This window comes from Nocardioides sp. SYSU D00065 (assembly GCF_017916425.1).
Taxonomy (GTDB): domain Bacteria; phylum Actinomycetota; class Actinomycetes; order Propionibacteriales; family Nocardioidaceae; genus Nocardioides.
In genome coordinates, this window is the sequence record NZ_JAFMSX010000001.1 from 1,623,091 (window position 1) to 1,646,764 (window position 23,674).

Here is a 23,674-nt window from a genome sequence, read left to right on the forward strand (position 1 = left end):
TCAGTCCAGCTGCGTCGCGATCCACTCCTGCAGCCCGGCGACGCCGTCGCGCAGGGAGACCCTGGGCTGCCAGTCCAGCTGCCTCACGGTGTCCTCCACCGTGCAGGAGGCGTGCCGGACGTCGCCGTCGCGGTACTGGCCGGTGACGTGCGGCTCGGGCGCCGAGTGGTAGCGCGCGATCTCGCGGGCCAGGTCGCCGATCGTGGTCCGCACGCCGCTGCCGACGTCGACCGTGCGCAGGTGGTCGGCAGGCTTGCGCGCGATCGCGGCGGCGAGCGCGCTGACGACGTCGTCGATGTAGACGAAGTCGCGAGTGATCTCGCCGTCCTCGTAGAGCGGGATCGACGTGCCCTCGCGGGCCAGCCGAGAGAACAGCGAGACGATGCCGGTGTAGGGGTTGGACAGCGACTGGCGCGGACCGTAGACGTTCTGCAGCCGCAAGATCGACAGCCGGGTGTCGTGCGAGCCGGTCCAGGCGGCCAGGATCTGCTCCTGCGCCAGCTTGGTGGCGCCGTAGACGTTGATCGGGTGGGGCTGGGTGCCCCGCACGGAGTTGGGCACGTGGGCGGCCCCCTCCCCGTGGTCCCAGGAGCCGGCCTCGAGCTGGGCGTGCGTGCGCAGGCCCGGCTGGAACGTGGTGCCGTCGGGGTTGCGCCACACCCCCTCGCCGTACACCGCGCGCGAGCTGGTCAGCACGAAGTGCCCGGGCACGTGGCCGGCCCTGGTGAGCGCGTCGAGCAGCTGGGTCGTGCCGACCACGTTGACCATGCCGTGCCGGGTGCTCTCCGACAGCGACTGTGCCGTGCCGGTCTCGGCCGCCAGGTGCACGACGGTGTCCGGGCGCAGGTCGGCGACGACCGCGTCGAGGTCCTCTGCGCGGGTGACGTCGCCGACGCGCAGGTCGACCGAGTCCGGCAGGTCGGCTGGCGGCTCCGAGCCGGGGTGGACCTGGGGGTGCAGGTTGTCGAGGACGACCCAGCGCTCGGCGGAGTCCGCGAGCGCGCGGGCCAGCGTCGTGCCGATGAAGCCGGCGCCACCCGTGACGAGGACCCGGCCGCCGGCTCGCGAGGTAGAAGGCACGGCCCGCAGCCTAGGAGACGGACGCCCGCGACCCGCCGCACCGGTCGCCCGAGCCGCCTTCACCTCCCCGGGCCGACCTCAGCTGGCAGCGGTCGGGTACTTCACCTGCACGGTGATCCAGTCGACCAGCATGCTGTGGCGGGTCCCGCCCGGGACCGCGTCGGCGGCGTCGACGTCCTTGTTCGACAGCCGCAGGTGGAAGGGCACCGTGTTGCCGGGGACCCGGCGCGGGTCCCGGGTCGTGGCCACTGTGTAGGGCCGGTGGCCCGAGCCGTCCTGCGCGTGGAACTGGACCCGATCGCCACCGACGGTGAACTCGGCGTGGTACTCCCAGAACGACTCCCAGGGCTTCGCCCCGGCGGGGAAGGTGTGCCCGACCGGCCAGAGCTCCGCGGACATGCCGGCCGCCTCGCACTCGTTGACGGCGTTGTCGGCCGTCTCGTCGTAGCAGATGTGCGAGCCGAGCTGCGCGCCCGCCGGCTTGAGCGGGCCGTAGCTCTCGATGACGTCGATCTCGCGGGGGTCGGCGGCGTTGGGGTGCTGCACCCACAACGCCGCGTAGTTGCTCCCGGTGTCCGGCATCAGGAGGCTCGTCGAGACCCGCACCTGCGTGCCTGGGGGCAGCACCCAGCCGGGAGTGGAGCGGAGCTGGGCGAGGTGGCCCACCTCGAGCTGGCCGAGGCCGTTCTGCGCGGCTCCGTTCCAGCCCGGCATGTGGTGCCACTCCTCCGGCCACGCCCCGGCCGCGCCGTCGAAGGAGTCGGAGAAGAGGGTCTGCCACTCCGGGGCGGGCGTGGGCCGCGCGACGTCGCCGCGCGACGGGGGCGCCGGTGTGGGCCCGGCCCCGGGGATTGCGCACGCCGCTGACCCGCTCACGAGCACGAGCGCCGCGGCCAACATGCCGACACGTCGACGCGCGAGCCCGGACATGTGCCTCCCCAGGACGGTCGTGGTGGACGGGTGCGTGTGCGGCGGACAATACGTGCCGGCGGCAAGCTCTCGCTCGAGGTCAGCTGACCGTCGTGAGCAGCTGGGTGGCGCGGGTGAGCACGACGTAGAGGGTGGCGCGGCCGGTGACCGACTCGTCCTCGATCTCCTGGGGGCGGACCACCACGATGCCGTCGAACTCCAGGCCCTTGGTGTCGAGCCCGGTGAGCACCACGACGCGGTCCTCGCCGCTCGGGGTGACGCTCGAGTCCACCGCCGCCCGCGCGGCCGGGGCGTCGTCGGCGAGCTCGGGCCACGATGCGAGCCAGGCGTTGACCTCGGAGCGACGCGCGACCGGCACGACGATGCCGACGGTGCCCTCGACGCGACCGGCGGTGGTGGTGACCGCCTCACGCACGGCGGCCTCGAGGTCGTCGACGGGTCCGACGACCCTCGGCTCCTCGCCGGTGCGGCGTACGGCGTCGGGCAGGTCGGCGTCGAGCCCGACCCGGCGGGCGTAGTCGGCGGCGAAGGCGTAGATCTCGGCCGAGTTGCGGTAGTTGGTGGACAGGTGGAACTCGTGCAGCTCCTTGCCCTCCAGCGCCTCGGCACGAGCGGCCGCAGCCTCGGGCGCGTCGGGCCACGAGGACTGCGCGGGGTCGCCCACGATGGTCCAGCTGGCGGTGCGCCCGCGCCGACCGACCATGCGCCACTGCATCGGTGTCAGGTCCTGGGCCTCGTCGATGAGCACGTGGGCGTAGCCGTCGTCCTCGATGCGGTGGGTCGGCGGCGCCCACTGTCGACCGCCCGGGGCGTAGTCGCGCTCGGAGATCGTGGTCAGCTCCTGCAGGTCGACCCCGCCCTCGAGCAGACCGGTCTCGTCGAGGTCGCGCTCGTCGTCGGTGCGCTGGGGCACGTCGCCGAGCGCGTAGCGCAGCTCGTCGAGCAGCGGGACGTCCTCGATCGACAGCTCGCCGGACGCCCAGGACTTGGTGAGCAGCAGCTGCTCCTCGCGCGGGATCACGCCCTCTGCGACGCGGGCCAGGAACTCCGGGTCGCGCAGCCAGCCGAAGACGGTCTGCGCGTCCAGCGGCGGCCACCAGGCGGAGGCGAACTCGACGAAGCCTTCGTGGCCGAGCATGTCGTCGTCGAACGCCTCGCGACCGCGCTCCTTGCCGCGCTCGCCGGTGACCTGGCGCCACATGGCGTCGAGCAGCGTCCTGGCCACCCGCGGGAGCTGGCGGTTGCGGCGACCCTGCGACATCAGCTGGCGGCGCAGCCGACCGAGCAGGGAGGGGTCGAGCACGATGGTCTCGTCGCGCCAGTAGATGCGGAAGCTCGTCGGCGCGCCGGGCGCGTGCTGGCGGGCCGTGCGGCGCATCAGCTCGGCCATCCGGGTCGCGCCCTTGACGTCGGCGACGGCCGGCTCGTCGTGGCGCGTCGCGCGGATGCCGCCGACGACCTCGCCGAGGGAGCGCAGCGCGACGGCGGTCTCGCCGAGGCTGGGCAGCACGCGCTCGATGTAGCGCATGAAGACCCCGCTGGGACCGACGACGAGCACGCCGCCGCTCTCGTAGCGGCGGCGGTCGGAGTAGAGCAGGAAGGCGGCGCGGTGCAGCGCGACGACGGTCTTGCCGGTGCCGGGGCCGCCGGAGATCGCCACGACGCCCCTGCCGGGCGCTCGGATCGCCTGGTCCTGCTCGGCCTGGATGGTCGCGACGATCGAGTGCATGGAGCGGTCACGGGCCCGGGAGAGCTGCGCCATCAGCGCGCCCTCGCCGACGATGGGCAGGTCGGTCTCGGCCTGGTCGTCGAGGAGCTCGTCCTCGACGCCGACGACGGTGCGGTGCTGCGAGCGCAGCACCCGGCGGCGTACGACGCCCTGCGGGGTCGCGGCGGTGGCCTGGTAGAACACGGCGGCCGCCGGCGCACGCCAGTCGATCAGCAGCACGTCGCGGTCGGCGTTGCGCACGCCGATGCGCCCGATGTAGCGCGGCTGGGCGTCGATCGAGGGGTCGAGGTCGAGACGGCCGAAGACGAGGCCTTCGTGCGCGGCATCGAGCTGGGCGATGCGCTTGGCGGCCTGGAAGACCATGGCGTCGCGCTCGACGAGGCCGCCCTCGTGCTCCAGCTTGCCGCGGCTGTGGCCCTCAGCAGCCAGCGCCCGCGCGCTGCGCGTCGACGCCTCGAGCTGGACGTAGACCTCGTCGACGTAGTGCTGCTCCGCCGCGATCTCCCGCGCCTCGAGCTCCTCGCTCACACCTGCTCCTCATCCCCCAGCACCGCTGCCCTCGCTCCCGCGGGCAGACGGTCAAGAATACCGGCGGGCACCGACGGCGCCCACTTGCCGGCTCACCCTCGGGACAGGAAGGCGGTCATCGCCGCGCGGGCCTCGTCGCTGGCGAAGAGCCGCGCGCTGGTCGCCGCCATCTTCTCGCCCAGGTTGTCGATGCGCGCCACCAGCTCGCGGTTGAGGATCCGCTTGGACTCGCGCAGCCCCTGGGCTGCGCCGGTCGCCAGGCTCGCGCAGGTGCGGGCGACCTCGGCGTCGAGCCGGTCGGCCGGCACCGCCTTGGTGACCAGCCCGTACGCCGCCGCCTCCGCGCCGGTGAAGACCTCGCCGCCCAGCGTGGTCAGGGCCGCGGCGCGCGGAGTCATCCGGTGGTGGACGGTGAGGCTGATGATCGCCGCGGCGAGGCCGAGCTTGACCTCGGTGAGGGCGAACGTCGCGTCCTCGGCGCTGATGGCGACGTCGGCGGCGGCGATGATCCCGATGCCGCCGGCGCGCACGGCCCCGAGGTTCTTGGTCACCACGGGTTTGTCGAGCGTGACGATCAGCCGCTGCAGGTCGACGATGCGCCGCGCGCCCACCTCCATGCCCTCGGCCGTGGCCTCGGCCAGGTCGGCGCCCGAGCAGAACACCTTGCCCGAGCTCTCCACCAGCACGACGCGCACGGCGTCGTCGGCACCTGCCCGCTCGAGGTGGGCGGACAGCTCGGTGACCAGCCGGCGGCTCAGGGCGTTGCGGTTGGCCGGGCTGTCCAGGGTGATCGTCGCTACGGCATCGGTGACGGCGTAGTGGACCAGCTCGGCGGGCGCATCGCTCATGGCGGCCATCCTGCCGCCTCGCGAGCCGATCAGCTCGCGGTGGGCACCCGCGCGGTCGCCGAGAAGCTGATCGGCATCGACCATTGGGTGTCGAGCCACCGCGTCTGCTCGACCACCGCCGCCAGCTCGGCGACCAGCACACCGGACGTCTCCCTGAGGGGCTGTCGCCCGTCGTCCGCAGTGCCGAGGATCCACCGCAGGTGGCGCAGCAGCTCTGCGATCGTCCCCGCGCTGTCGTTCATCGGGCGGATCTCGGCGTCGACGAACCCGGCGCGGTCGAGAAGGTAGCGCAGTCCGTAGGCGGTGAACCGGTAGTAGTCGTGCGGAACCTCGTGCAAGTACCACGTCAGCGGCGCTGTGAGGATCAGCTTGCCGCCCGGACGTATCACGCGCGCGAACTCGTCGATGACTGCCCACGGCTCGGGCGTGTGCTCGAGGACCTGCGTGCAGACGACCGCGTCGAGAGCGTCATCCGCGAGTGGGAGGTCGTGGGCCGGGGCCACCACGTCGACAGGCACGTCGGGGACGTACGTCGTGTCACCCCAGTCGTTGGTGAGGTAGTCGAACTTGCCGAACAGCTCGCGATAGGGCGAGTCGCCGGACCCGACGTCAAGGATCCGGGCCCCGGCCGGGAGGTCGGCCAGAGCCTCCCGCAGGAACGTCACATGAGGACCTCTGGCCACGGGAGCCTCCTCGACGAAGCTCCGCAGGGCTTCGCTGGTCCCGCCCATGTCATCACCCACGACCCCACTCCTCCTCTGGCCCACGCGGATCGGCGGCCGACGGATTCACCCTAGGGCGCTGGTCACGGCGCCACCATGCTGCAGAATGCGCAGTCGTGCCACCCACCGATGGAGAAGCTCGCTCGTGACCGATCGTCGACCCTCCGGGGGTGGCAACCTCCGCCGCGGCCTGCGCGGATCAATCGACCTGCCCAGTGACACCATCGAGGACCCCGCCCGCGTCGTGGTGGCGGGGTGGACCTTCCACGAGCACGCCGACGTCGTCCTGGTCGTGGTCTTCGCCGACGGACGGCTCGTCGGGACGGTCGAGAGGGAGATCGACCGACCGGACGTCGCGTCCGTCCACGGCGCCGCGTCCGCGCGCTCGGGATGGTCGGTCACCGTGGCACTGGGCCCGGTCGGTGGTCAGGTCACGCTGTCGGCACAGGCGCTGGTCGCCGTCGCAGGCACCGACGACCAGGCCGCGCGCACGGTCCTGCTCCCGTTCGCCGAGCGGCTGGTCGCCGTGCGCGACGGCGGCCGTGTCCGCGGCGCGGTCGACCTCCCGGACGTGGTTGGTCCAGGCACGTTCCTGGTGAGCGGGACCGCAGACATCACACCTGCCCTGGCCCGCGTCGAGGTGGCTCTCGACGGCGGCGCCGCAGTGCTGGCCCGCACGAGTCTGCCCAGCGCCCCGGAGCGGGGAGCGGGCCCGGAGAGCGCCGTACGCGGGTTCTCCGCGACCCTCGAGCTCCCCGCGGGCGCGCGGGAGGCCGACGTTCGCGTGACTGCAGTGGCCACTGACGGCACCCGAGCCGCCCTCCCCACCACCCCCGTCCGCGTGGCCGAGGAGCCGCCCCGTCCATCGGACGAGCGCACCCGGGTCAACCGCGAGCGCTTCGAGCAGCACGTCGCGGCGCAGCATCGGGCGTTTCCCGGCCCTCGGTCGGGATGCGTCCTGGTGGCCGCGCACGACCTGGGCATCGGTGGCGCCCAGGGGTACCTCGACGACCTCATGAACGGTCTGCATCAGCACGGCGTCACATTCTGTGTCGTGGCCGGGAGCGACGGCCCGCTACTCGAGCGCATCGAGACCACCTACGGTGCACCCGTGCTGGTCGTGGGCCAGGTGCCAAGCAACGCCGAGCTGCTCGAGACCCAGATCCGCCTGGTCGCGGACTTCGCGATCGAGCACGGTGCCGTGGCGTGCCTGGCCAACACGCTCGTCACCTTCCCCGCGGTGCTGGCAGCCTCGAGGCTCGAACTGCCCTCCACCTGGGCGATCCACGAGAGCTTCAGCCCGCCGATCTTCTGGCACGAGTTCCTCGGCGCCCCGGCGAACCCAGCCATCCTCGCCGCGATGTACGAGGCGCTCAGCGTGTGCGAGGCGGTCCTGTTCGAGGCGGAGGCCACCCGGCAGGTGTATCGCCACGTGGTGCCGTCCGAGTCCGCCGCCCTGGTGCCCTACGGGCTCGACATCGAGCCCTTCGATCGCGCGCTCGCCACCACGAGCCGGGGGCGGGCGCGCGACGAGCTGGGCATCCCGCACGACGAGCGCGTCCTGGTCTGCGTCGGCTCCGTCGAGCCGCGCAAGGGCCAGCTTCCCCTGGCGCGCGCGTTCGCCCGGCTGGACTCCGAGCTCCGAGCGGGCGCGTCCCTCCACCTCATCGGGGCCTCGGACAACTCGTACTCCAACGCGCTGCGCGACTACGTCCGCGACGCCGCACTGGACAACGTGCACGTCGTGCCTGCGGACCCTGACATCCTGCGGTGGTACGCCGCGGCCGACGTGTTGGTGTCCGCCTCCGACGTGGAGTCCATGCCCCGCACCATGCTCGAAGCGATGCTGGCCGGACGACCCGTCGCCGCCACTGCCGCCTTCGGGGTGGGCGAGCTGGTGGAGAACGACGTCAGTGGCTGGTTGTGCGAGCCCGGCGACCTGCACGAGCTGAGCGGGGTTCTTCGCAAGGCCGTGACTGCCGACGTCGAGACGCTGGCTCGGTTCGGGACCGCAGCTCGTGCGCACGTCGCGTCGCGCCACTCCGCGACCGGCTTCGTCGGCCACGTCCTGGACTGGCTGCACCGCCTCGACTCCGCCGGGACGACCTCGTGACCGGCTCCGCAGCCCCGGGCCACCTCGCGGTGATTGGTCTCGGATTCATCGGACGACGGATAGCTCGGACGGCGCGCGCCGGCGGTTGGGACGTCACAGCCCTCTCGCGCCGCCACGTCGCCCTGCCAGGCGTTCGCGTCATCGAGGGCGACGCCGCTGACCCGCTGGCCGTCGCGCAAGCGACGGAGGGCACGACGTGGGTGGTGTTCGCGGCCGGCACGACGAAGCCGGCCGAGTCCGACCAGGACCCGCTGACGCACGCGGTGCACAACCTGGCGCCCGTCCTGTCGGCCCTCGAAGCCACCGCGGCCGCCGGTGCGCGAGGGTTCACGTTCCTGTCCTCCGGCGGGACGGTCTACGGGCCCAGCGCGCCCGTACCGACACCCGAGGACACCCCGCTGTGGCCCATCAGCTCCTACGGGGTGATGAAGGCAGCCGCCGAGCAGTACGTCGCCATGCATGCGCACCACGACGGATTCGCCGCCGACATCCTGAGGTGCGCCAACGTGTTCGGTCCTGGTGAGCCCACGTCGGGCAGCCAGGGGTTGATCGGCATCGCGCGGGCGCGCCTGAGGGCCGGCGAGCCCGTCGTCATGTTCGGTGACGGCAGCGCGCGGCGGGACTATCTACACGTCGACGACCTGGCCGAGGTCGTCCTCGCGCTCGCGGGGCGTCCGGACGGGATCCGGGTGCTCAACGTGGGGAGCGGCACCACCACCTCGGTGGCTGAGATCATCTCGGGACTGGCGAGCGCCCTCGGTGTGGAGCCTGTCATCGACAGGCGCCCGGCGCGCGAGTCGGACAGCCCCGTCGCGGAGCTCGACATCAGCAGGCTGCGGGAACTCCTCGACTTCCGTCCGCGATCGGCAGACGACTGGTTGGCGACGGTCGACCCGGAGTGACCGGTTAACGTGGACCACGTGACGCCCGGGGGACCAACAACTGCCAGTGACGTGCCCCACCTGAGCGTGATCCTGAACGCCCATCGCGAGGGCATCCTGGCTCACCACACGCTCCGAACGCTGCATCGCTCGGTCGCCCACGCGCGAGACGCCGGCCTCGTGGTCGAGATCCTCCCCGTCCTCGACAACGCCGACGAGGCCACGCGAGAGGTGATCGTGGAGGCGGCCGGCCCGTCCGGCTACCTCCAGGACGTGGCTGAGGCGCGCGTGCTGGAGGTGTCGGTCGCCGATCTCGGTCTCGCGCGCAACCACGGTGTCCGGGCCTCGCGTGCGCCCTTCATAGCGGTGCTCGACGCCGACAACCTCCCCTCCCTCACCTGGTTCCTCGAGGCCCACCGCACGGCGGTCGCGCACGGTGGTCCGTGCGTGATCCATCCCGAGGCGCTGATCATCTTCGAAGGCCGCACGGCCATCTGGCCGCAGTGGCCCACCGCCGATCCGCGCTTCCGCGCCGAGAACTTCTACGACCAGAACTACTGGGACGCCTGCTGCCTGGCCTCCCGCGAGGTGCTAGAGCGGCATCCCTACGACGCCACCGGACGGGACAGTGGATTCGGTCCCGAGGACTGGCACTGGAACACCGAGGTGGTGCACGACGGCATTCCCCACCTCGCCGCGGAGAACACTCTCCTCTTCTACCGGGCCAAGACCGTGGGGTCGCTCATGGGCGCACACCGAGCGGGCGGCAGCCTGATCCATCAGACCCCGCTCTTGACCGACCCGGCCATCGCCGCGGCGGTCGTCGAAGAGGCACGTGCCTTCGGTCAGACCCAACCGCCCCGCCGATCCCGTCTACTGGCGCGCCTGGCACGCGAGGCCAGCGGCAAGAAGGCGCGTCGCCGCCTGGTGGCCGCCGAGGCGCCGCCGGCGCCGCTCCCGCCGGCCCAGGAGCGCCTCGCGCGTCTGCGACCGGGCTTCGTCGAACCGTCCCACTACCGCTATCTCTACAACGCACCTCACCTCACCGATGACGAGGCGATTGCTCACTTCCGCACGGCCGGAAGACCCGCCGGTCGGCGCGGCTGGCTCACCCGCGAGGAGCTCGCCGCCCTGCACCCGGCCCGCTTCCGGGTGCATCACTACCGCGCCCTCCACGACGACGTCATGAAGATGTCCGCGGAGGAGGCGCGGCTGCACTACCTGACGACAGGGCGCGTCGAGGGTCGCCGCGCAGTCCTGACACGCGCCGAGCTCAGGGACCTCGCCGTCCTCGACCTGGACGACTACCGCGACCTTTACCCCGACCTGGCCCGGCACGACGATGACCAGCTCCTGCAGCACTACCTCCAGTGGGGTCGCGACGAGAAGCGCACGACGCACCTGACCGCCGCCGAGCGGACGTGGGCCGCGCCGGTCGCCATCTCCGAGGAGGTCGAGGCGGAGTGGCGACAGATGCACGCCTACGAGCCGTGGGTGCCGGTCCCCACCGCGGCCGTCCTGGCCGGATACCGCAACGTCGGCCCGCCGTACGACGGATCCCTGACGGCCGGCAGCGCGGCCTGGTGGCAGGCGGTCGCCGCGCTCGACGGCACCCGGCCCGACGTCGTGTTCTTCGCACCCTGGGTGCGGATGGGTGGCGGCGACCTCCTGCTGGCGCGCTACGCCACCGCGATGGCGCGTGCCCGGCCCGATCTCGCCGTAGCGGTCGTCACCACGCACGGGGCTTCCACGAATCCCGAGATCCTCGGCGACGCCGTGACCTTCGTGGACATGCACGGCATGGCCGGCTACTCCTCGATGACGCTGCAGGATCGGCAGCGGATGGTTGCGATGCTGGTCGCGCAGTTCCGCCCGAAGGTCGTGCACATCTTCAACGCGCCCGAGGCCTTCGACGCCGTCCAGCACTACAAGCGGTCGATCTCGGCGCACAGCCGGATCTTCCTGTCCACGTTCGCGGTGGACTACGGACCGGACGGAGAGATCTACAGCCAGCTCGCGCGCCGACCCGCCGACTACCTCGACGTGGTGGAGCGGGTGATCGTCGACAACCACGCGATCGTCGAGCAGTTCCACGAGCTGTTCCGCATGCCGCGGTCCCGCTTCGCGGTGCACCACCAGCCGGTCGACCTCCCGCCCCGCCGGGAGTGGACGGCGCGCGACCCCGACGCTCCGCTCCAGGTGCTGTGGGCGGCGCGCTTCGACCGTCAGAAGCGCCTCGATGTGCTCGCCGACGTCGCCGAGGCCGCGGCCGAGCGCGGGTTGCCGGTGGACTGGCACATCTACGGCGCACCGGTGATCGCAGCGGCCGACGAGAGTGCAGCGGCGGTCGCCCGGCTGAAGGAGGTGGGCGCCACCTTCCACGGCACCTACACCTCGCTCGACGACCTGCCCATCGCAGACTTGGACGCGTTCCTGCTCACCTCGGAGAACGAGGGCATCCCACTCACGCTGCTCGACGTGATGGCACGCCGGGTGCCGGTGGTGTCGCCCCTGGTCGGAGGGGTCGGCGAGCTGGTCAGCGATCGCACCGGCTGGCCGGTGGCACGCTTCGATGACGCCGACGCCTACGTCGACGTGCTCGCTCAGCTGCGCGAGGGGCGTCGGGACGCCGAGCGGCGTGCCGACGCCGCCTACGAGCTCCTCGCCGACGACTTCTCGTGGGACGCGTTCCACCGGCGACTGCGGGAGACACCGAACTACCTTCCCTGAGCGCGTCAGCGGCTCAGACCTGGGACGACCGCCAGCTCCTTGTCCAACAGTGGTGCCATCGTGCGGGCGAAGTACTGCAGCAGGTGGTTCTGGTCGGCGTAGACGGGAATGCCACCCACGACCGCGTGGCACCGACGTTCGTCGCACACGACATCGGTGAGGTCGACCAGCGTGACGCCGTCCTGCCCGCGCGCGGCCTCGACGAGCGGATCGGGCGTGCGCGCGACCTCGGCCGGCGTCGCGCACGGGTCGCGGGTCGTGCTCGCAGCGGCCAGGCACTCCGGTACCGGGCCTTGGCCGAGCGCCGGCGGGTCCGCGAGCACCACGACCTGCTTCCCGGCGTCCACCCACTCCGCCCACAGGGCGCGCAGGTCACCGACGACGCCCCCTTCACCGCTGCTCACGTAGTCCCGGGAGATGCCCGACATCACGATCACGTCGAGGTCGCGGTCCGCCGTCAGGCTCGACCGGACGTCGTCGCCCCAGTCACGGCAGCTCGCGATCATCGGCTCACTGGCCCACGCTGCGTGGATGTCACCGGGCGCCGGGAGACAGGACGACTTCACGTGCATCGTCACGTTCCAGCCGCGTTCGCGGGCGATGACGTCGAGAGGTGCCGCCCAGTGTCCGGCGTGCGAGTCCCCGACCAGGGCCAGCCGGTGGTGCGCCTCCTCGGAGGGCACACCGAACTCGCACGGGGCAGGCCGCGGGTCATCCGGCTCGACCTGGCACGTGCCACCCCAGCCCGGGTAGTAGGGAGAGTTGACGATGGTGAGGAGGGAGGAGTTGGAGATGGTGAGCTCGTGGGAGTCCGGACAGGTCGACGACGCCGCGGCCGCACCGACACACTCGCCACCTCGGACCACCAGCGCCTCCATTTGCTCCTGCACGTCCTCGAGGTCTTCGGCGACCGTCGTGGGCACGTAGGCCGCGGCACCGGCCACCGCGGCCATGGCGACGCCCGCGGCGACCAGCGTCACGGCCGCCGGACGAGCGACGAGCACCTTCGCCCGCCGGAAGGGGTCCTCGATGAAGCGGGTGCTCGCGTGCGACAGAGCCAACGTGACGACGAAGACGCACACCGCCAGCACCGGCGTCATCGGACGCTGGAGGGCGTACGGGGCAAAGACGATGAGCGGCCAGTGCCAGAGGTAGACCGAGTAGGAGATGTCGCCGATCCACACCGGAGCGCGCAGCACCCGCGGGACCGCCTCGCCTGCCGACGCACGCCCTGACCAGATCACCAGTGCACAACCCGCGACCGGAACCAGCGTGAGGAGTCCCGGGACGCCGGAGTCGGGACCGAACAGCCACACGCTGGCCGCCATCAGCGCCCAGCCCGGTGCGGCAAGCCATCGCCCGTGCGGTCCTGGAGCAGTCCTGGACTGCGCAGCGAGGGCGGCGAGCGTTCCCCCCGCCGCGAACTCCCAGACGCGGCCGGGAGTCAGGAAGTAGGCGGAGTCGGGGTGCGCCGACACCGACCAGGCAGCGAATGCGACGGACGCCAATCCCAGACCGCCAAGGACGAACGCCAGGACGCGGCTCCGTACGCGCGGGTCCGCCCTGGGCGCGGCGGAGCCACCGCGGCGTGCGACCAGCCACCAGGTGCCGAATACCAGGAGCGGCCAGGCGAGGTAGAACTGCTCCTCCACCGACAGGGACCAGAAGTGCGTGACGGGCGACGCGGTCTGCGCGGATGTGAAGTAGTCCTGCGCTGACGCGGCGAGCTCCCAGTTCTGGAAGTACAGAGCGCTGGCGAGGATCTCCTCCATCACCGGCGACCATCTGGTCTGCGGCAGCCAGACGACCGTCGCGACCGCGCACGCGGCGAGCACCGTGAGCGAGGCCGGCAGCAGGCGGCGTGCCCGACGGGCCCAGAAGCGGCCCAGCCGGACGCTTCCCTCGCGCTCGAGCTCGGCCAGCAGGTGGGCGGTGATCAGGAAGCCGGAGATGACGAAGAAGATGTCGACACCCAGGTAGCCCCCGGTGAGCCGGTTGGGCGCCAGGTGGTTGACGACCACGGCCAGGACGGCGAACGCGCGGAGCAGCTGGATGTCCGTGCGCACCCCGGAACGTCGCCCGGTCGCCTCGACGCGCCTGTCTGCCACTTCCGGTGCTGACACGTGCACAGGCTAGGGCGATCGCAGAGCCCACACCGAAACGCCGACCCATCCGCGACGCCCGCGGCTCCGAAGACCACCCATGCAGACCTCCCAGCGCCGCACCCGTGCCGGCACCCTGCGCCACGCCGGGTTCGGCGTGCTGGCCACCGTGGTCGGCCTCGCCGCCGCCCACCTGGTCGCCGCGCTGACCGTGCCCGCGGCCTCGCCGGTGCTGGCGGTCGGCTCCACCGTGATCGACCTGACGCCGACCCCGCTCAAGGAGTGGGCGATCCGCCAGTTCGGCACCGCCGACAAGCTGGTGCTGGTCGGCTCGGTCACCGTGGTCGTCCTGGTCCTCGCGGCCGTCGCCGGGATCGTCGCGGCGCGGCGCGAGACGCCGGGCCTGCTCCTCGTCGTGGCGCTGGCCGGCGTCGCCGGCCTGCTCGCCGTGCTGCGCCCGAGCGCCGGGCCGCTGGACGCGGTCCCGGCGCTGGTCGCCGCCGTCGTCGCCGTCGTCTCGCTGTGGTGGCTGCACCGCCTCGACGACCGGGCACATCGAGAGGACCACCGGGCCGAGGGCCCGGCCCGGACCGGGCTGTCGTTCAGGGTCGACGGTCCGAGCCGACGCGGGGTCGTGCTGGCGAGCGGCGGCCTCGCCGCGGCCGCTGTGGCCATGGGGGCAGCAGGCCGCCGGGTGACGTCGTACCGCCTCGGCGGCACCGACGTCGCGCTGCCGGTCGCCGCCGACCCCGCGTCGACGTTCCCTCGCGGACTGGAGCAGAGGTACGCCGGCATCACCCCGCTGCGGACCCCGACCGGCGAGTTCTACCGGGTCGACACCCGGCTCACCGTGCCGGCCGTCGACGTGGACTCGTGGACGCTGACCATCGACGGCGACGTCGACCAGGAGGTCACGCTGACCTTCGAGGACCTCGCCGCGATGCCCACGATCGAGCGCGACATCACCCTCACCTGCGTCTCCAACGAGGTCGGCGGTCCCTACGTCGGCGGCGCCCGGTGGCTCGGCGTACCGCTCGCCGACGTGCTGGCGCGCGCGGGGATCGGCCGCACCCGGGCGGACCAGATCCTGTCCACCGACGTCGACGGCATGACGATCTCGACGCCGCTCGACGTGGCGCTCGACGGGCGCGACGCGATGATCGCGATCGGCATGAACGGCGGTCCCCTGCCGCGCACGCACGGCTTCCCGGCCCGGATGGTCGTGCCGGGGCTCTACGGCTTCGTGAGCGCGTGCAAGTGGATCACCCGGATGACGCTGACGACGTACGACGCCGAGCAGGCCTACTGGACCGAGCGCGACTGGGCTGTCGACGCGCCCATCAAGCTGTCGAGCCGCGTCGACACCCCCAAGCCGCTGTCGGAGAGCCCGGCAGGGACGGTCGTCATCGGCGGGATCGCCTGGGCGCAGGGCGTCGGCATCGAGAAGGTCGAGGTGCGCATCGACGGCGAGGCGTGGCAGCAGGCGACGCTCGGCCCGCAGGTGACCGACGACTACTGGCGCCAGTGGTACCTCGAGTGGGACGCCGAACCGGGCCAGCACTTCATCGCCTGCCGGGCGACCAACAAGGACGGCGAGGTGCAGTCCGACGTGCGGAGGACGCCGTTCCCCGAGGGCAGCTCGGGCCACCAGGAGATCTCGGTGACCGTCACCTGACGTCGCCGCGCGCCACCGGATCGCCGTCGGGCGGTGCGTGGCGCAGGTCCCGAGCCTCCGGAACCTGCGCCGCGCACCGCCCGACGACATTTCTTCGACTTCTCACCCATCCGGGAGCGGCCCGGGTCCGAACACCTCCCGACAGCGGGCCTTCCGGCCCACCCCTGGCAATCCCGTCGAAAGGCACCACCATGAACACCACGCTCCGCACCCGTTCCATGGGCCTCGCCGCCCTCGCGCTGACCGCGTCCATGAGCCTCGCCTCCTGCGGCAGCGAGGACGACAGCACCGCGGCCGCCGACGAGCCCACCACCTCCGAGAGCACGTCGGAGGCGCCGATGGAGTCGGAGTCGCCGATGGAGTCCGAGGAGCCGATGGCCGCCGGCACGCCCTTCGGTCCCGGCTGCGCCGGCGTCCCCACCAGCGGTGAGGGCTCGGTCGAGGGCATGGCCGACGACCCGGTCGCCACCGCCGCCTCCAACAACCCGCTGCTCAAGACGCTGGTCGCCGCGGTGACCGAGGCCGGCCTCGTCGACACGCTCAACTCGGCCGAGAACCTCACCGTCTTCGCGCCGACCGACGACGCCTTCGCGCAGATCCCCAAGAAGGACCTCAACGCGCTGCTCAAGGACAAGGAGGCCCTGACGACCGTGCTGACCCACCACGTGGTCGGCGAGCGCCTCTCCCCCGAGGACGTCGCGGGTGAGCACGAGACGCTGGCCGGCGACATGATCACCGTCGAGGGCTCGGGCGAGGACTTCACCGCGGAGGGCGCGGCCGTCGTCTGCGGCAACGTGCAGACCGCCAACGCCACCGTCTACGTCATCGACTCGGTCATGATGCCGCAGATGTGACTCGTCCCGACAACAGTGCGCGAGGATGACTGACGTGGACCACGTGAGGCCCGTACCGGACGGGGTGCCCCCGGGCACCCCGTCCCCGGGCGACGCACACCGGCTCTCCGAGCTGCTCCGCCGTGCCGGCCTCGGGGACGAGGCGGCTTTCGCGGAGTTCTACGACGCGACGTCGGCCCGGGCGTACGGCCTGGCGCTGCGGGTCGTGCGCAACCCGGCCCACGCCGAGGAGGTCGCCCAGGAGGCCTATCTCGACGCCTGGCGCTCCAGCACCCGCTTCGACCCCGACCGCGGGAGCGCGGCCGGGTGGCTGCTGACCATCGTGCACCGCAAAGCCGTCGACCGGGTGCGCTCGGTGGAGGCGGCCACCGCCCGCGACGAGACCTGGAACCGCGAGACCGCCCCGACCGACCACGACCAGACCGCGGAGGCGGCCCACGCCTCCCTGGACGCCGCCCGCGTGCGCGGCGCCGTTGCGACACTGACCGACGTACAGCGCCGGGCGGTCGAGCTCACGTACTTCGGTGGCTACACCCACACCGAGGTCGCCACCCTGCTCGACGTGCCGCTCGGCACCGCCAAGACACGCATACGCGACGGACTGATCCGCCTGCGAGACCTGATGGGAGTCGGCTCATGAGCGACCTGCACAAGCTCACGGGCGCCTACGCCATGGACGCGCTCGACGAGCTCGAACGAGCCCGCTTCGAGCAGCACCTGGCCCAGTGCGAGGACTGCCGCGGGGAGGTCGCCGAGCTTCGCGAGACCGCCGCCATGCTGGCCGAGACGGTCGCCACGCCTGCCCCCGCCTCGCTGCGTGAGTCGGTGCTGACCGGCATCTCCCAGGTCCGTCCGCTGCCGCCGGAGGTCCCGGCACCCGACACCCACTCCTCCGCAGCGCACCGCGGGCGGCGGTGGCTGCCCTTTCTGGTCGCGGCGGTCCTCGCGCTCGTCGTAGGCGTCGGCGCCGCGGTCATCCAGCCGTGGGCCACCGACGACGCGCCCCGCCTGACCGCCGCCGAGCAGGTCCTGCGCGCCGACGACGCGGAGAAGGTGTTCCTCGACCTCGGCGAGGCCGGGAGGGCGACCGTCGTCCGGTCCAAGGCGGCCGACCGCGCCGTGATCGTCACCGAGGACATGGTCGAGGCGCCGGAGGGCAAGGCGTACGAGCTGTGGCTGATGTCCCCCGACGGGGAGTTCACGCCCGCCGGGCTGATGCCGGACGCCGCGGACCAGACGGTCGTCCTCGAGGGCTCCGCCGCGCAGGCTGCCGCTGTCGGCATCACCGTGGAGCCGGACGAGGGCTCGCCGCAGCCGACGACGGAGCCCATCGCGCTGTTCGACCTGACCGCGGCGACCTAGCCGGACGCCACGTCCGGCGCGCCGGTCACCGTTCCTGCCCGCGGACCGGTGTCCAGGGGCGAGAATGCGGCCGTGGCGGAGGAGGGGCTCGACCATGCGGTCGAGGCGATGCTGGGTGGGGACGAGTCGGCGTTCCGGCTGGTCTACCGCCACATCCAGCCGCCCCTCCTGCGCTACCTGACGGTCCTCGTCGGCACGGCCGACGCCGAGGACGTCGCCAGCGAGGCGTGGGCCCAGGCCTTCCGCGACCTCGACCGGTTCCGCGGCGACGCCGACGCGTTCCGCGGCTGGGTCACCACCATCGGGCGCAACCGCGCCCTGGACCACCTGCGCCACGCGCGCCGACGACCGACTGCCGACGAGCCGGTCGAGTCCCTCACGGACCTCGCCGGCCCCGTCGACGTGGAGGACGAGACGCTCGGGCGGGTGCAGTCGGAGGCGGCGCTGGCACTGATCGCCTCGCTGCCGCGCGACCAGGCGGAGGCGATCGTGCTGCGCACGGTCCTGGGCTTCGACGCGCCGACCGCGGCCCGGATCCTCGGCAAGCGTCCGGGCGCGGTCCGCGCCGCCTCCCATCGCGGGCTCAAGCAGCTGGCGAAGAAGATCGGCGACAGGCCGTAACACCTGCGGGTCGCACGGCGCTGAACACAGTGAGATGACCGATCCCGACCGCCTGTCCCGCCGCGACGCCGAGCGCCTGCTCGACGACCCCGCGGCGTCCGACAGCGCTCTTGGGGCCGCACTCGCCGCGGCACGGGCGCCGGCTCGTCCCGGCGAGCTGGACGGCGAGGCCGCCGCGGTCGCGGCGTTCCACGCCGCCCGCTCGACTCCCCCACCGGCTCGCCGCAGCCACTTCGTCTCCCCCCGACGACTCGGCAGTCGTGCCGCGACCCAGGCCGTCGTCGCGACAGCGGCGGTCGTCGCCCTCGCCTCGGGCAGCTTCGCCCTCGCCGGCTCTCTCGACCTCCCCAGCCTTCCCGGGCAGGACCGTGACCGGAGCAGCGGGGCCGTCGACGAACGGCCCTCGATGACGTCGCAGGACGGTACGACCGGAAGCGACCCGAGCGACCCGGCGACCGGCGGGTCCGGAGCCCCGGAGGGGCCGGAGGGCGACCCCGACGCGTCGGGCAGCGGTCAGCCCGGCTCCGGCACACCGGACGCGCCCGGCTCGAAGGGCCCCGGCTCGGAGGACTCCGGCTCGCAGGACCCCGGCACGACCGCGCCCGGCCCCGAGGACCCCGGCACGTCCCCGTCGCACGACCCCACCACGACGCCTCCGGTCCAGCCCACCCCCAGCCCGAACCTCCCCGGCCTGTGCCGCGCCTACCAGGCCGGCGGCGGGTCGCTCGACAGCGCTGCGTTCGCGGCGCTGAGCGAGGCGGCGGGCGGCGCCGACCGGATCGCTGCCTTCTGCGCCGCGCTAGTCGGCGCCCCTGACCCCGACAAGCCGGGCAAGCCCGACAAGCCCGACAAGCCCGAACCGGGGAAGCCGGACAAGCCCGACCCGGAGCCCGGCAAGCCCGACAAGCCCGACCCGGGCAAGCCCGACAAGCCCGACCCGGGCAAGCCCGACAAGCCCGACCCGGGCAAGCCCGACAAGCCCGGCAAGCCCGACCCGGAGCCCGGCAAGCCCGACCCGGCTCCGCCCAGCCAGACACCGAGCGCCCCGCCCACCGACGGCCCCGGCAACGGCAACGGCAACGGCAACGGGCATGGCAACGGCCATGGCAACGGCAACGGCGGCGACAAGGGGGCCAAGACGTCCGGATGAATATCCGGCGGCGGACGCGTTCCGCGGGACCGGACCCTGCAGCCGTACGACGACCCTCCCGCCGTCGTATGGTCCCCCCAGCATGCTGCACGGGACCGGCTCCCATAACGCAACCGACAGCGGCACGACCTTCCCCCGGGGTCGTGCCGCTGTTCGGCGTCCGGCCTCGGTAGGTTCGCCACCATGGGCCAGCCGCGGCAGCCCTCGACCCGCGAGGACACCAACCGGCGGATGCTGCGCGCCCGCGACGAGATGGACCGGCGCTACGCGGAGCCGCTCGACGTACCGACCCTCGCCGCCATCGCGCACCTCTCCGCCTCGCAGTTCGGGCGGGTGTTCAAGGAGGTCTACGGCGAGACACCGCACCGCTACCTCCAGCGGCGGCGCGTCGAGCGGGCGATGACGCTGCTGCGCCAGACCGACCGGCCGGTCACCGACATCGCGTGGGACGTCGGCTTCGCCAGCCTCGGCACGTTCAGCCGCACCTTCAGCAACGTCGTGGGCGTGTCCCCGACCGAGTTCCGCGCCCGGCACGCCCCGGTCGCGGTGCCGTCCTGCTTCATCGCGGCCTGGACGCGACCGCGGGAGCGGGCGACGCCCGGCGGGCAGGACAGCGGTTTCGGAGAAGCGGGCGCCCGCGACGCTGACTAGCGTCGTCGTCATGACCAGCCACATCACCAGCCTCCACATCCGCAGCGTGCCCGTCCTCGACCAGGACGAGGCACTCGACTTCTACACGACCCACCTCGGCTTCGAGGTCCGCGACGACATCGACCTCGGCTTCATGCGGTGGCTCACCGTCGGCGTCCCCGGCCAGGACACCTCGATCCTCCTCGAGCTCGTCGGGGGTCCCCAGCACGACGAGTCGACGGCCGCGCAGGTGCGCGAGCTCGTCGCCAAGGGCGCCCTCGGCGGGCTGTTCCTGCAGAGCAGCGACGTCCACGCGACGTACGCCGCGCTGCGCGACGCCGGCGTCGAGATCACCCAGGAGCCGGTCGAGCAGCCCTACGGCACCGACTTCGGCATCCGCGACCCCTTCGGCAACCACGTCCGGATCAGCCAGCCCAACACCGCCTCGCCGCAGGAGGTCCAGGACCAGTACGACGCGGCGGCACGATGAGGTCCCCGCGATGAGCTACCCGCCGCCGCTCTACTCCGGCGAGACCGGCGAGGTCTCCGCACACGTCGTGGCCGCAGGGATCGAGCCGGCGGTCGTCTACCCCAACGGCAACAAGGTGTTCTACCTCGCGCGGGGCACCGAGACGTCGGGGACGTTCGGTCTCTACCGGTGGGAGTTCGCCGGCCCCGCGAGCGGTCCCGGCGCCCACTTCCACCGCACGATCACCGAGTCGTTCTACGTCCTCGAGGGCACCGTCACGATCTACGACGGGCGCGACTGGGTGAAGTGCCGCGCCGGGGACTTCGCCCACGTGCCCGCCGGCGGGATCCACGGCTTCCGCAACGAGGACGGCGCCGCCAAGATGCTGCTCCACTTCGCCCCCGGCGCCCCGCGCGAGGCCTACTTCGAAGGCCTCGCCGCCGGCATGGGCAATCTCGACGGCGACGCCTACGACCGCTTCATGCGCGAGCACGACAACACCTGGGTCGGATGACCGATCCCGTCCAGGCGGCGTTCGAGGCGACCCCGCGGCGGGACTTCCTCCCCCGCGGGGTCCGCCGGCGCGCGTCGTACGACGGTCCGCTGGCGATCGCGGCCGGCCAGACCAACTCCCAGCCGCGCACCGTCGCCGACATGCTGCGCCTGCTCGACGTCCGGCCGGGCCAGCGGGTGCTCGACGTCGGGGCGGGGTCCGGGTGGAGCACCGCGCTCCTGGCCCACCTCGTCGGACCCACCGGCTCGGTGCTCGGCGTCGAGCTCGAGCCTCGGCTCGTGCGGTTCGGCGCCGCCAACCTCGCCCGGACGGCTCGGCCGTGGGCCTCGATCCGGCTCGCGACCCCGGGCGTGCTCGGCGACCCGGCCGGAGCGCCGTACGACCGGGTCCTGGTGTCGGCGCAGCCCGAGTCGCTCCCGCCCGCCCTGGTCGAGCAGCTCGCCGACGACGGCGTGCTGGTGATCCCGGTGGCCGGCACGATGCTGCGGGTGACCAACCCGGGGGCGGTGGTGACCGAGCACGGCCACTACCGGTTCGTCCCGCTGCGCTGAGCCGCGGCGGCGTCGCTCCCGCGGGCGGCGCGGACCGCGAGGCGGACCGGCCACCCGACGAACGCCTCGAGCGGACCTCGCCGCCGCACCAGGCGGAAGCCCGCCCCCAGGCTCAGCAGCACGACGACGTGCGCGGCGTACGACGAGGGATCCTCGGGCGGCCACACCGGCGCCGTGCGCATCACGACGTGCAGGGAGTACAGCGTGAGCGTCACCGTGCCGGCACCGCAGACCACGGCCAGGACGGCCGTGGCCGGTCGGGGCAGGATCTGGGCGAGGAGCAGGCAGCACGAGATGACGAGCACCGCACTGCCGATCGTCTGCGCCAGGTCGAACGGCGTCGCCGTGTGCGGCGCGACCAGCAGCAGCCAGTCCCAGTCGCCGTCGGGCGGCGTGGTGCCGTACATCCCGGTCGCGTGCTCCGAGGCCGCCACCGGGTCGGCGAGCGTCCGCGAGACCTGCGTGGCGAGCACGGCCGTCCCGAGGCCGCCGAGAGCCAGTCCGCCGAGCAGCGAGGTGTCGCGCAGGTCGGCCCGACCGAGCGCGAGACCGGCGAGCAGGTAGGCCAGCCACGGCACGACGGGGTAGTAGCCGGTGAGGAGCAGCTCGCTGGCCAGCTGGACGGGGTCCGCCAGCTGCTCGACGTGCGGATTGGCGAAGCCGCGCTCGGGCAGGTGTGGCCGCACCAGGTGCGAGAGCACCGGCGCGAGTGCGACCCACCCGACGGTCAGCGGCACCAGCGCGCGGACTCCGAGCAGCGTGAACGGCAGGCCCAGCACGAAGAGCACGCCGTAGTAGGTGAGGATGACCGCGAGGCCGCTGTCGAGCGCTCCGAGCAGCAGGCCGAGGAGCGCGACCAGCGTCGCCCGGCCGGCGAGGCCGGCGAGGCGCAGCGCGCGGGGGCGCCCGGTCAGGGGCTCGCGAGTCATCAGGGCGAGACTCACCCCGGCCAGCACCGCGAAGAGCGCCGAGGCACGCCCCCCGGCCAGCCACTGCGCGGTGGACAGGTCGCCCCCCGCGACGCGCGCGTCGAGCACGTGGGTGGCGACCATCCCGAGCAGCGCGAGGCACCGGGCGGCGTCCAGCCCGACGAGTCGGGCCTGCGCCGTCGCGGTCATGGCGCCATCCTCGCGCGCGGGGCCGCCCCCTGCGGTCCGGCCGTCCGGCCGGGGCAGCTAGCCGCCCGGCCGCGCCACCTGCTCGGCGAGGCGCGCGGGGGCCTGGATGCAGTAGGAGTCGGTGAGCAGCTCGGCCAGCTCGTCCCAGTCGGTGTCCTCGTCGAGGACCATGCCGATCGCGTTGCCGCCCCAGCCGGAGCGGAAGTAGGGGTGCCCCATGTGCTCGAAGGCGGCCACCTCGTCGGGCTCGCCGCGGAACGTGATCCGGAAGAGCTGGTCCTCGCCGCCGAAGACGTGCGCCACGGTCGCCCCGCCGACCCGCCACCGGGTGCCGGTCCACGCGGGCTCCTGCGCGCAGCGCGGCAGCGCCCCGAGCACGGCGTCGATGCGCCGCACCCACTCCTCGGGCACGAGCGGACGGTCTGCGAGGGCCACGGCGCCAGCCTGCCACCGGCCACCGACATCCCGCGCGGCCCGTGGCGGCGCTCACTCACCCTTCGACCACGGCCTTCATCCGCTCCAGCGTCGTCCGCATCCCACGCTGGTTCGTACGCCGCCGCAACGGTCCCAGGACGAGCCAGTACAGCCGGGTCGGCAGATTCGGGTCGAGGCGGAAGTACTCGGTGACCTGCGTGCCGCCGTCCTCGGGCTCCAGGCGGTAGCCCCAGTTGTTGACGGTCACCGCGTCGGTGCCGACGGAGAACTCGAAGACCCGCTCCGGCTCGCACCGCGTCACCCGGCAGCCCGACCAGTACGTCGGCCCGACCCCGTTGCGCTTCACGTGCCCCTTGAAGTGGGCGCCCACCTCCGGCCCCGTCGAGCCGCGCGTCCACCGCGCCTCGAACGTCTCGGGACTGAACTCCCCGATCCGCGTCACGTCGCTGACGAGGTCCCAGACCTCGGCGGGCGGCGCGTCCATCCACACCGACACCTCGTCGCCCAGCGACGGCAGCCTCACCATGGACGTCCCTCTCTCCTCGTGCACGGCCCGCCCTGCGCCGGCCCGCCCGGCCCGCTTGTACCCCGCTCGCGCGTCGTCAGTCGAGTCGGGCGACGTGCACCACGTA

General features: G+C 72.9%; 22 protein-coding genes. 13 read left to right on the forward strand and 9 right to left on the reverse strand.

Going from position 1 to position 23,674, the window contains the following annotated elements; genetic code table 11:
- The 5 genes from J3P41_RS07735 to J3P41_RS07755 all read right to left on the reverse strand — a co-directional run bounded on the left by J3P41_RS07735 (position 1) and on the right by J3P41_RS07755 (position 5,858).
- On the reverse strand, positions 1-1,080 hold the full coding sequence (locus tag J3P41_RS07735) for an NAD-dependent epimerase/dehydratase family protein (RefSeq protein WP_307861878.1): 1,080 nt from the start codon (positions 1,078-1,080) through the stop codon (positions 1-3).
- Positions 1,081-1,158: 78 nt separating this feature from the next.
- Positions 1,159-1,980 (reverse strand): hypothetical protein, encoded by an 822-nt coding sequence (locus J3P41_RS07740; protein WP_210649589.1) that lies wholly within the window; start codon positions 1,978-1,980, stop codon positions 1,159-1,161.
- A 109-nt stretch (positions 1,981-2,089) separates the two neighbouring features.
- On the reverse strand, positions 2,090-4,267 hold the full coding sequence (locus J3P41_RS07745) for a UvrD-helicase domain-containing protein (protein WP_210649590.1): 2,178 nt from the start codon (positions 4,265-4,267) through the stop codon (positions 2,090-2,092).
- A gap of 92 nt (positions 4,268-4,359) precedes the next feature.
- Positions 4,360-5,115, reverse strand: coding sequence for an enoyl-CoA hydratase-related protein (locus tag J3P41_RS07750; RefSeq protein ID WP_307861879.1), 756 nt, complete (start codon positions 5,113-5,115; stop codon positions 4,360-4,362).
- Positions 5,116-5,144: 29 nt separating this feature from the next.
- Positions 5,145-5,858 (reverse strand): class I SAM-dependent methyltransferase, encoded by a 714-nt coding sequence (locus J3P41_RS07755; RefSeq protein ID WP_210649592.1) that lies wholly within the window; start codon positions 5,856-5,858, stop codon positions 5,145-5,147.
- Between the two features lie 124 nt (positions 5,859-5,982).
- Here J3P41_RS07755 and J3P41_RS18915 point away from each other — a divergent pair, with 124 nt between their 5' ends.
- The 3 genes from J3P41_RS18915 to J3P41_RS07770 all read left to right on the forward strand — a co-directional run bounded on the left by J3P41_RS18915 (position 5,983) and on the right by J3P41_RS07770 (position 11,561).
- The gene (locus J3P41_RS18915) at positions 5,983-7,950 is read left to right on the forward strand and encodes a glycosyltransferase family 4 protein (RefSeq protein ID WP_210649593.1); all 1,968 of its coding nucleotides are present in this window, start codon (positions 5,983-5,985) and stop codon (positions 7,948-7,950) included.
- A complete protein-coding gene (locus J3P41_RS07765; protein ID WP_210649594.1) occupies positions 7,947-8,852 on the forward strand; it encodes an NAD-dependent epimerase/dehydratase family protein in 906 nt (301 codons plus the stop codon). Before J3P41_RS18915 ends, J3P41_RS07765 begins: the two co-directional genes overlap by 4 nt.
- Before the next feature lie 66 nt (positions 8,853-8,918).
- The gene (locus tag J3P41_RS07770) at positions 8,919-11,561 is read left to right on the forward strand and encodes a glycosyltransferase (protein ID WP_307861893.1); all 2,643 of its coding nucleotides are present in this window, start codon (positions 8,919-8,921) and stop codon (positions 11,559-11,561) included.
- Between the two features lie 5 nt (positions 11,562-11,566).
- Here J3P41_RS07770 and J3P41_RS07775 read toward each other — a convergent pair whose 3' ends face one another.
- A complete protein-coding gene (locus tag J3P41_RS07775) occupies positions 11,567-13,627 on the reverse strand; it encodes an acyltransferase family protein (RefSeq protein WP_210649596.1) in 2,061 nt (686 codons plus the stop codon).
- A gap of 136 nt (positions 13,628-13,763) precedes the next feature.
- Between J3P41_RS07775 and J3P41_RS07780 the strand changes: the two genes are divergently transcribed.
- From J3P41_RS07780 to J3P41_RS07825, 10 genes are all read left to right on the forward strand, one after another.
- Complete coding sequence (locus tag J3P41_RS07780; protein ID WP_210649597.1) at positions 13,764-15,338, forward strand: molybdopterin-dependent oxidoreductase; 1,575 nt, start codon at positions 13,764-13,766, stop codon at positions 15,336-15,338.
- 191 nt (positions 15,339-15,529) lie between these two features.
- Positions 15,530-16,192, forward strand: coding sequence for a fasciclin domain-containing protein (locus J3P41_RS07785; RefSeq protein WP_210649598.1), 663 nt, complete (start codon positions 15,530-15,532; stop codon positions 16,190-16,192).
- Positions 16,193-16,217: 25 nt separating this feature from the next.
- Entirely contained in the window at positions 16,218-16,832 is a 615-nt protein-coding gene (gene sigK, locus J3P41_RS07790; protein ID WP_246861487.1) for an ECF RNA polymerase sigma factor SigK, read from the forward strand.
- The gene (locus J3P41_RS07795; protein WP_210649600.1) at positions 16,829-17,554 is read left to right on the forward strand and encodes an anti-sigma factor domain-containing protein; all 726 of its coding nucleotides are present in this window, start codon (positions 16,829-16,831) and stop codon (positions 17,552-17,554) included. Before sigK ends, J3P41_RS07795 begins: the two co-directional genes overlap by 4 nt.
- 72 nt (positions 17,555-17,626) lie before the next feature.
- Positions 17,627-18,175 carry an RNA polymerase sigma factor gene (locus J3P41_RS07800; RefSeq protein WP_210649601.1) on the forward strand — a complete coding sequence of 183 codons (549 nt, stop codon included), beginning with the start codon at positions 17,627-17,629 and terminating at the stop codon, positions 18,173-18,175.
- Positions 18,176-18,209: 34 nt separating this feature from the next.
- Positions 18,210-19,325 (forward strand): hypothetical protein, encoded by a 1,116-nt coding sequence (locus J3P41_RS07805; RefSeq protein ID WP_210649602.1) that lies wholly within the window; start codon positions 18,210-18,212, stop codon positions 19,323-19,325.
- Between the two features lie 183 nt (positions 19,326-19,508).
- Positions 19,509-19,976 (forward strand): helix-turn-helix domain-containing protein, encoded by a 468-nt coding sequence (locus J3P41_RS07810; protein ID WP_246861488.1) that lies wholly within the window; start codon positions 19,509-19,511, stop codon positions 19,974-19,976.
- Positions 19,977-19,986: 10 nt separating this feature from the next.
- Positions 19,987-20,445, forward strand: a complete 459-nt coding sequence (locus J3P41_RS07815; protein WP_210649603.1) for a VOC family protein — start codon at positions 19,987-19,989, stop codon at positions 20,443-20,445.
- A 10-nt stretch (positions 20,446-20,455) separates the two neighbouring features.
- Positions 20,456-20,938, forward strand: coding sequence for a cupin domain-containing protein (locus J3P41_RS07820; RefSeq protein ID WP_210649604.1), 483 nt, complete (start codon positions 20,456-20,458; stop codon positions 20,936-20,938).
- The gene (locus J3P41_RS07825) at positions 20,935-21,489 is read left to right on the forward strand and encodes a protein-L-isoaspartate O-methyltransferase (RefSeq protein WP_210649605.1); all 555 of its coding nucleotides are present in this window, start codon (positions 20,935-20,937) and stop codon (positions 21,487-21,489) included. Before J3P41_RS07820 ends, J3P41_RS07825 begins: the two co-directional genes overlap by 4 nt.
- Here J3P41_RS07825 and J3P41_RS07830 read toward each other — a convergent pair.
- Genes J3P41_RS07830 through J3P41_RS07840 form a run of 3 tightly spaced genes read right to left on the reverse strand, consistent with a single transcriptional unit; the run spans position 21,465 to position 23,568 of the window.
- Positions 21,465-22,607 (reverse strand): heparan-alpha-glucosaminide N-acetyltransferase domain-containing protein, encoded by a 1,143-nt coding sequence (locus J3P41_RS07830; protein ID WP_210649606.1) that lies wholly within the window; start codon positions 22,605-22,607, stop codon positions 21,465-21,467. The two genes, J3P41_RS07825 and J3P41_RS07830, sit on opposite strands and share 25 nt — an antisense overlap.
- A 57-nt stretch (positions 22,608-22,664) precedes the next feature.
- The gene (locus J3P41_RS07835) at positions 22,665-23,042 is read right to left on the reverse strand and encodes an MmcQ/YjbR family DNA-binding protein (RefSeq protein WP_307861880.1); all 378 of its coding nucleotides are present in this window, start codon (positions 23,040-23,042) and stop codon (positions 22,665-22,667) included.
- A 55-nt stretch (positions 23,043-23,097) separates the two neighbouring features.
- Complete coding sequence (locus J3P41_RS07840) at positions 23,098-23,568, reverse strand: SRPBCC family protein (RefSeq protein ID WP_210649607.1); 471 nt, start codon at positions 23,566-23,568, stop codon at positions 23,098-23,100.
- Positions 23,569-23,674: the final 106 nt, after the last annotated feature.

What these genes read in the sequence shown, in the direction of transcription:
- J3P41_RS07740 (WP_210649589.1), bottom strand. Translation starts at nt 1,980, where the DNA reads ATGTTGGCCGCGGCGCTCGTGCTCGTGAGCGGGTCAGCGGCGTGCGCA.
- J3P41_RS07750 (WP_307861879.1), bottom strand. Translation starts at nt 5,115, where the DNA reads ATGAGCGATGCGCCCGCCGAGCTGGTCCACTACGCCGTCACCGATGCC.
- J3P41_RS07780 (WP_210649597.1), top strand. Translation starts at nt 13,764, where the DNA reads ATGCAGACCTCCCAGCGCCGCACCCGTGCCGGCACCCTGCGCCACGCC.
- J3P41_RS07785 (WP_210649598.1), top strand. Translation starts at nt 15,530, where the DNA reads ATGAACACCACGCTCCGCACCCGTTCCATGGGCCTCGCCGCCCTCGCG.
- sigK (WP_246861487.1), top strand. Translation starts at nt 16,218, where the DNA reads ATGACTGACGTGGACCACGTGAGGCCCGTACCGGACGGGGTGCCCCCG.
- J3P41_RS07795 (WP_210649600.1), top strand. Translation starts at nt 16,829, where the DNA reads ATGAGCGACCTGCACAAGCTCACGGGCGCCTACGCCATGGACGCGCTC.
- J3P41_RS07805 (WP_210649602.1), top strand. Translation starts at nt 18,210, where the DNA reads ATGACCGATCCCGACCGCCTGTCCCGCCGCGACGCCGAGCGCCTGCTC.
- J3P41_RS07810 (WP_246861488.1), top strand. Translation starts at nt 19,509, where the DNA reads ATGGGCCAGCCGCGGCAGCCCTCGACCCGCGAGGACACCAACCGGCGG.
- J3P41_RS07815 (WP_210649603.1), top strand. Translation starts at nt 19,987, where the DNA reads ATGACCAGCCACATCACCAGCCTCCACATCCGCAGCGTGCCCGTCCTC.
- J3P41_RS07820 (WP_210649604.1), top strand. Translation starts at nt 20,456, where the DNA reads ATGAGCTACCCGCCGCCGCTCTACTCCGGCGAGACCGGCGAGGTCTCC.
- J3P41_RS07825 (WP_210649605.1), top strand. Translation starts at nt 20,935, where the DNA reads ATGACCGATCCCGTCCAGGCGGCGTTCGAGGCGACCCCGCGGCGGGAC.
- J3P41_RS07830 (WP_210649606.1), bottom strand. Translation starts at nt 22,607, where the DNA reads ATGACCGCGACGGCGCAGGCCCGACTCGTCGGGCTGGACGCCGCCCGG.
- J3P41_RS07840 (WP_210649607.1), bottom strand. Translation starts at nt 23,568, where the DNA reads ATGGTGAGGCTGCCGTCGCTGGGCGACGAGGTGTCGGTGTGGATGGAC.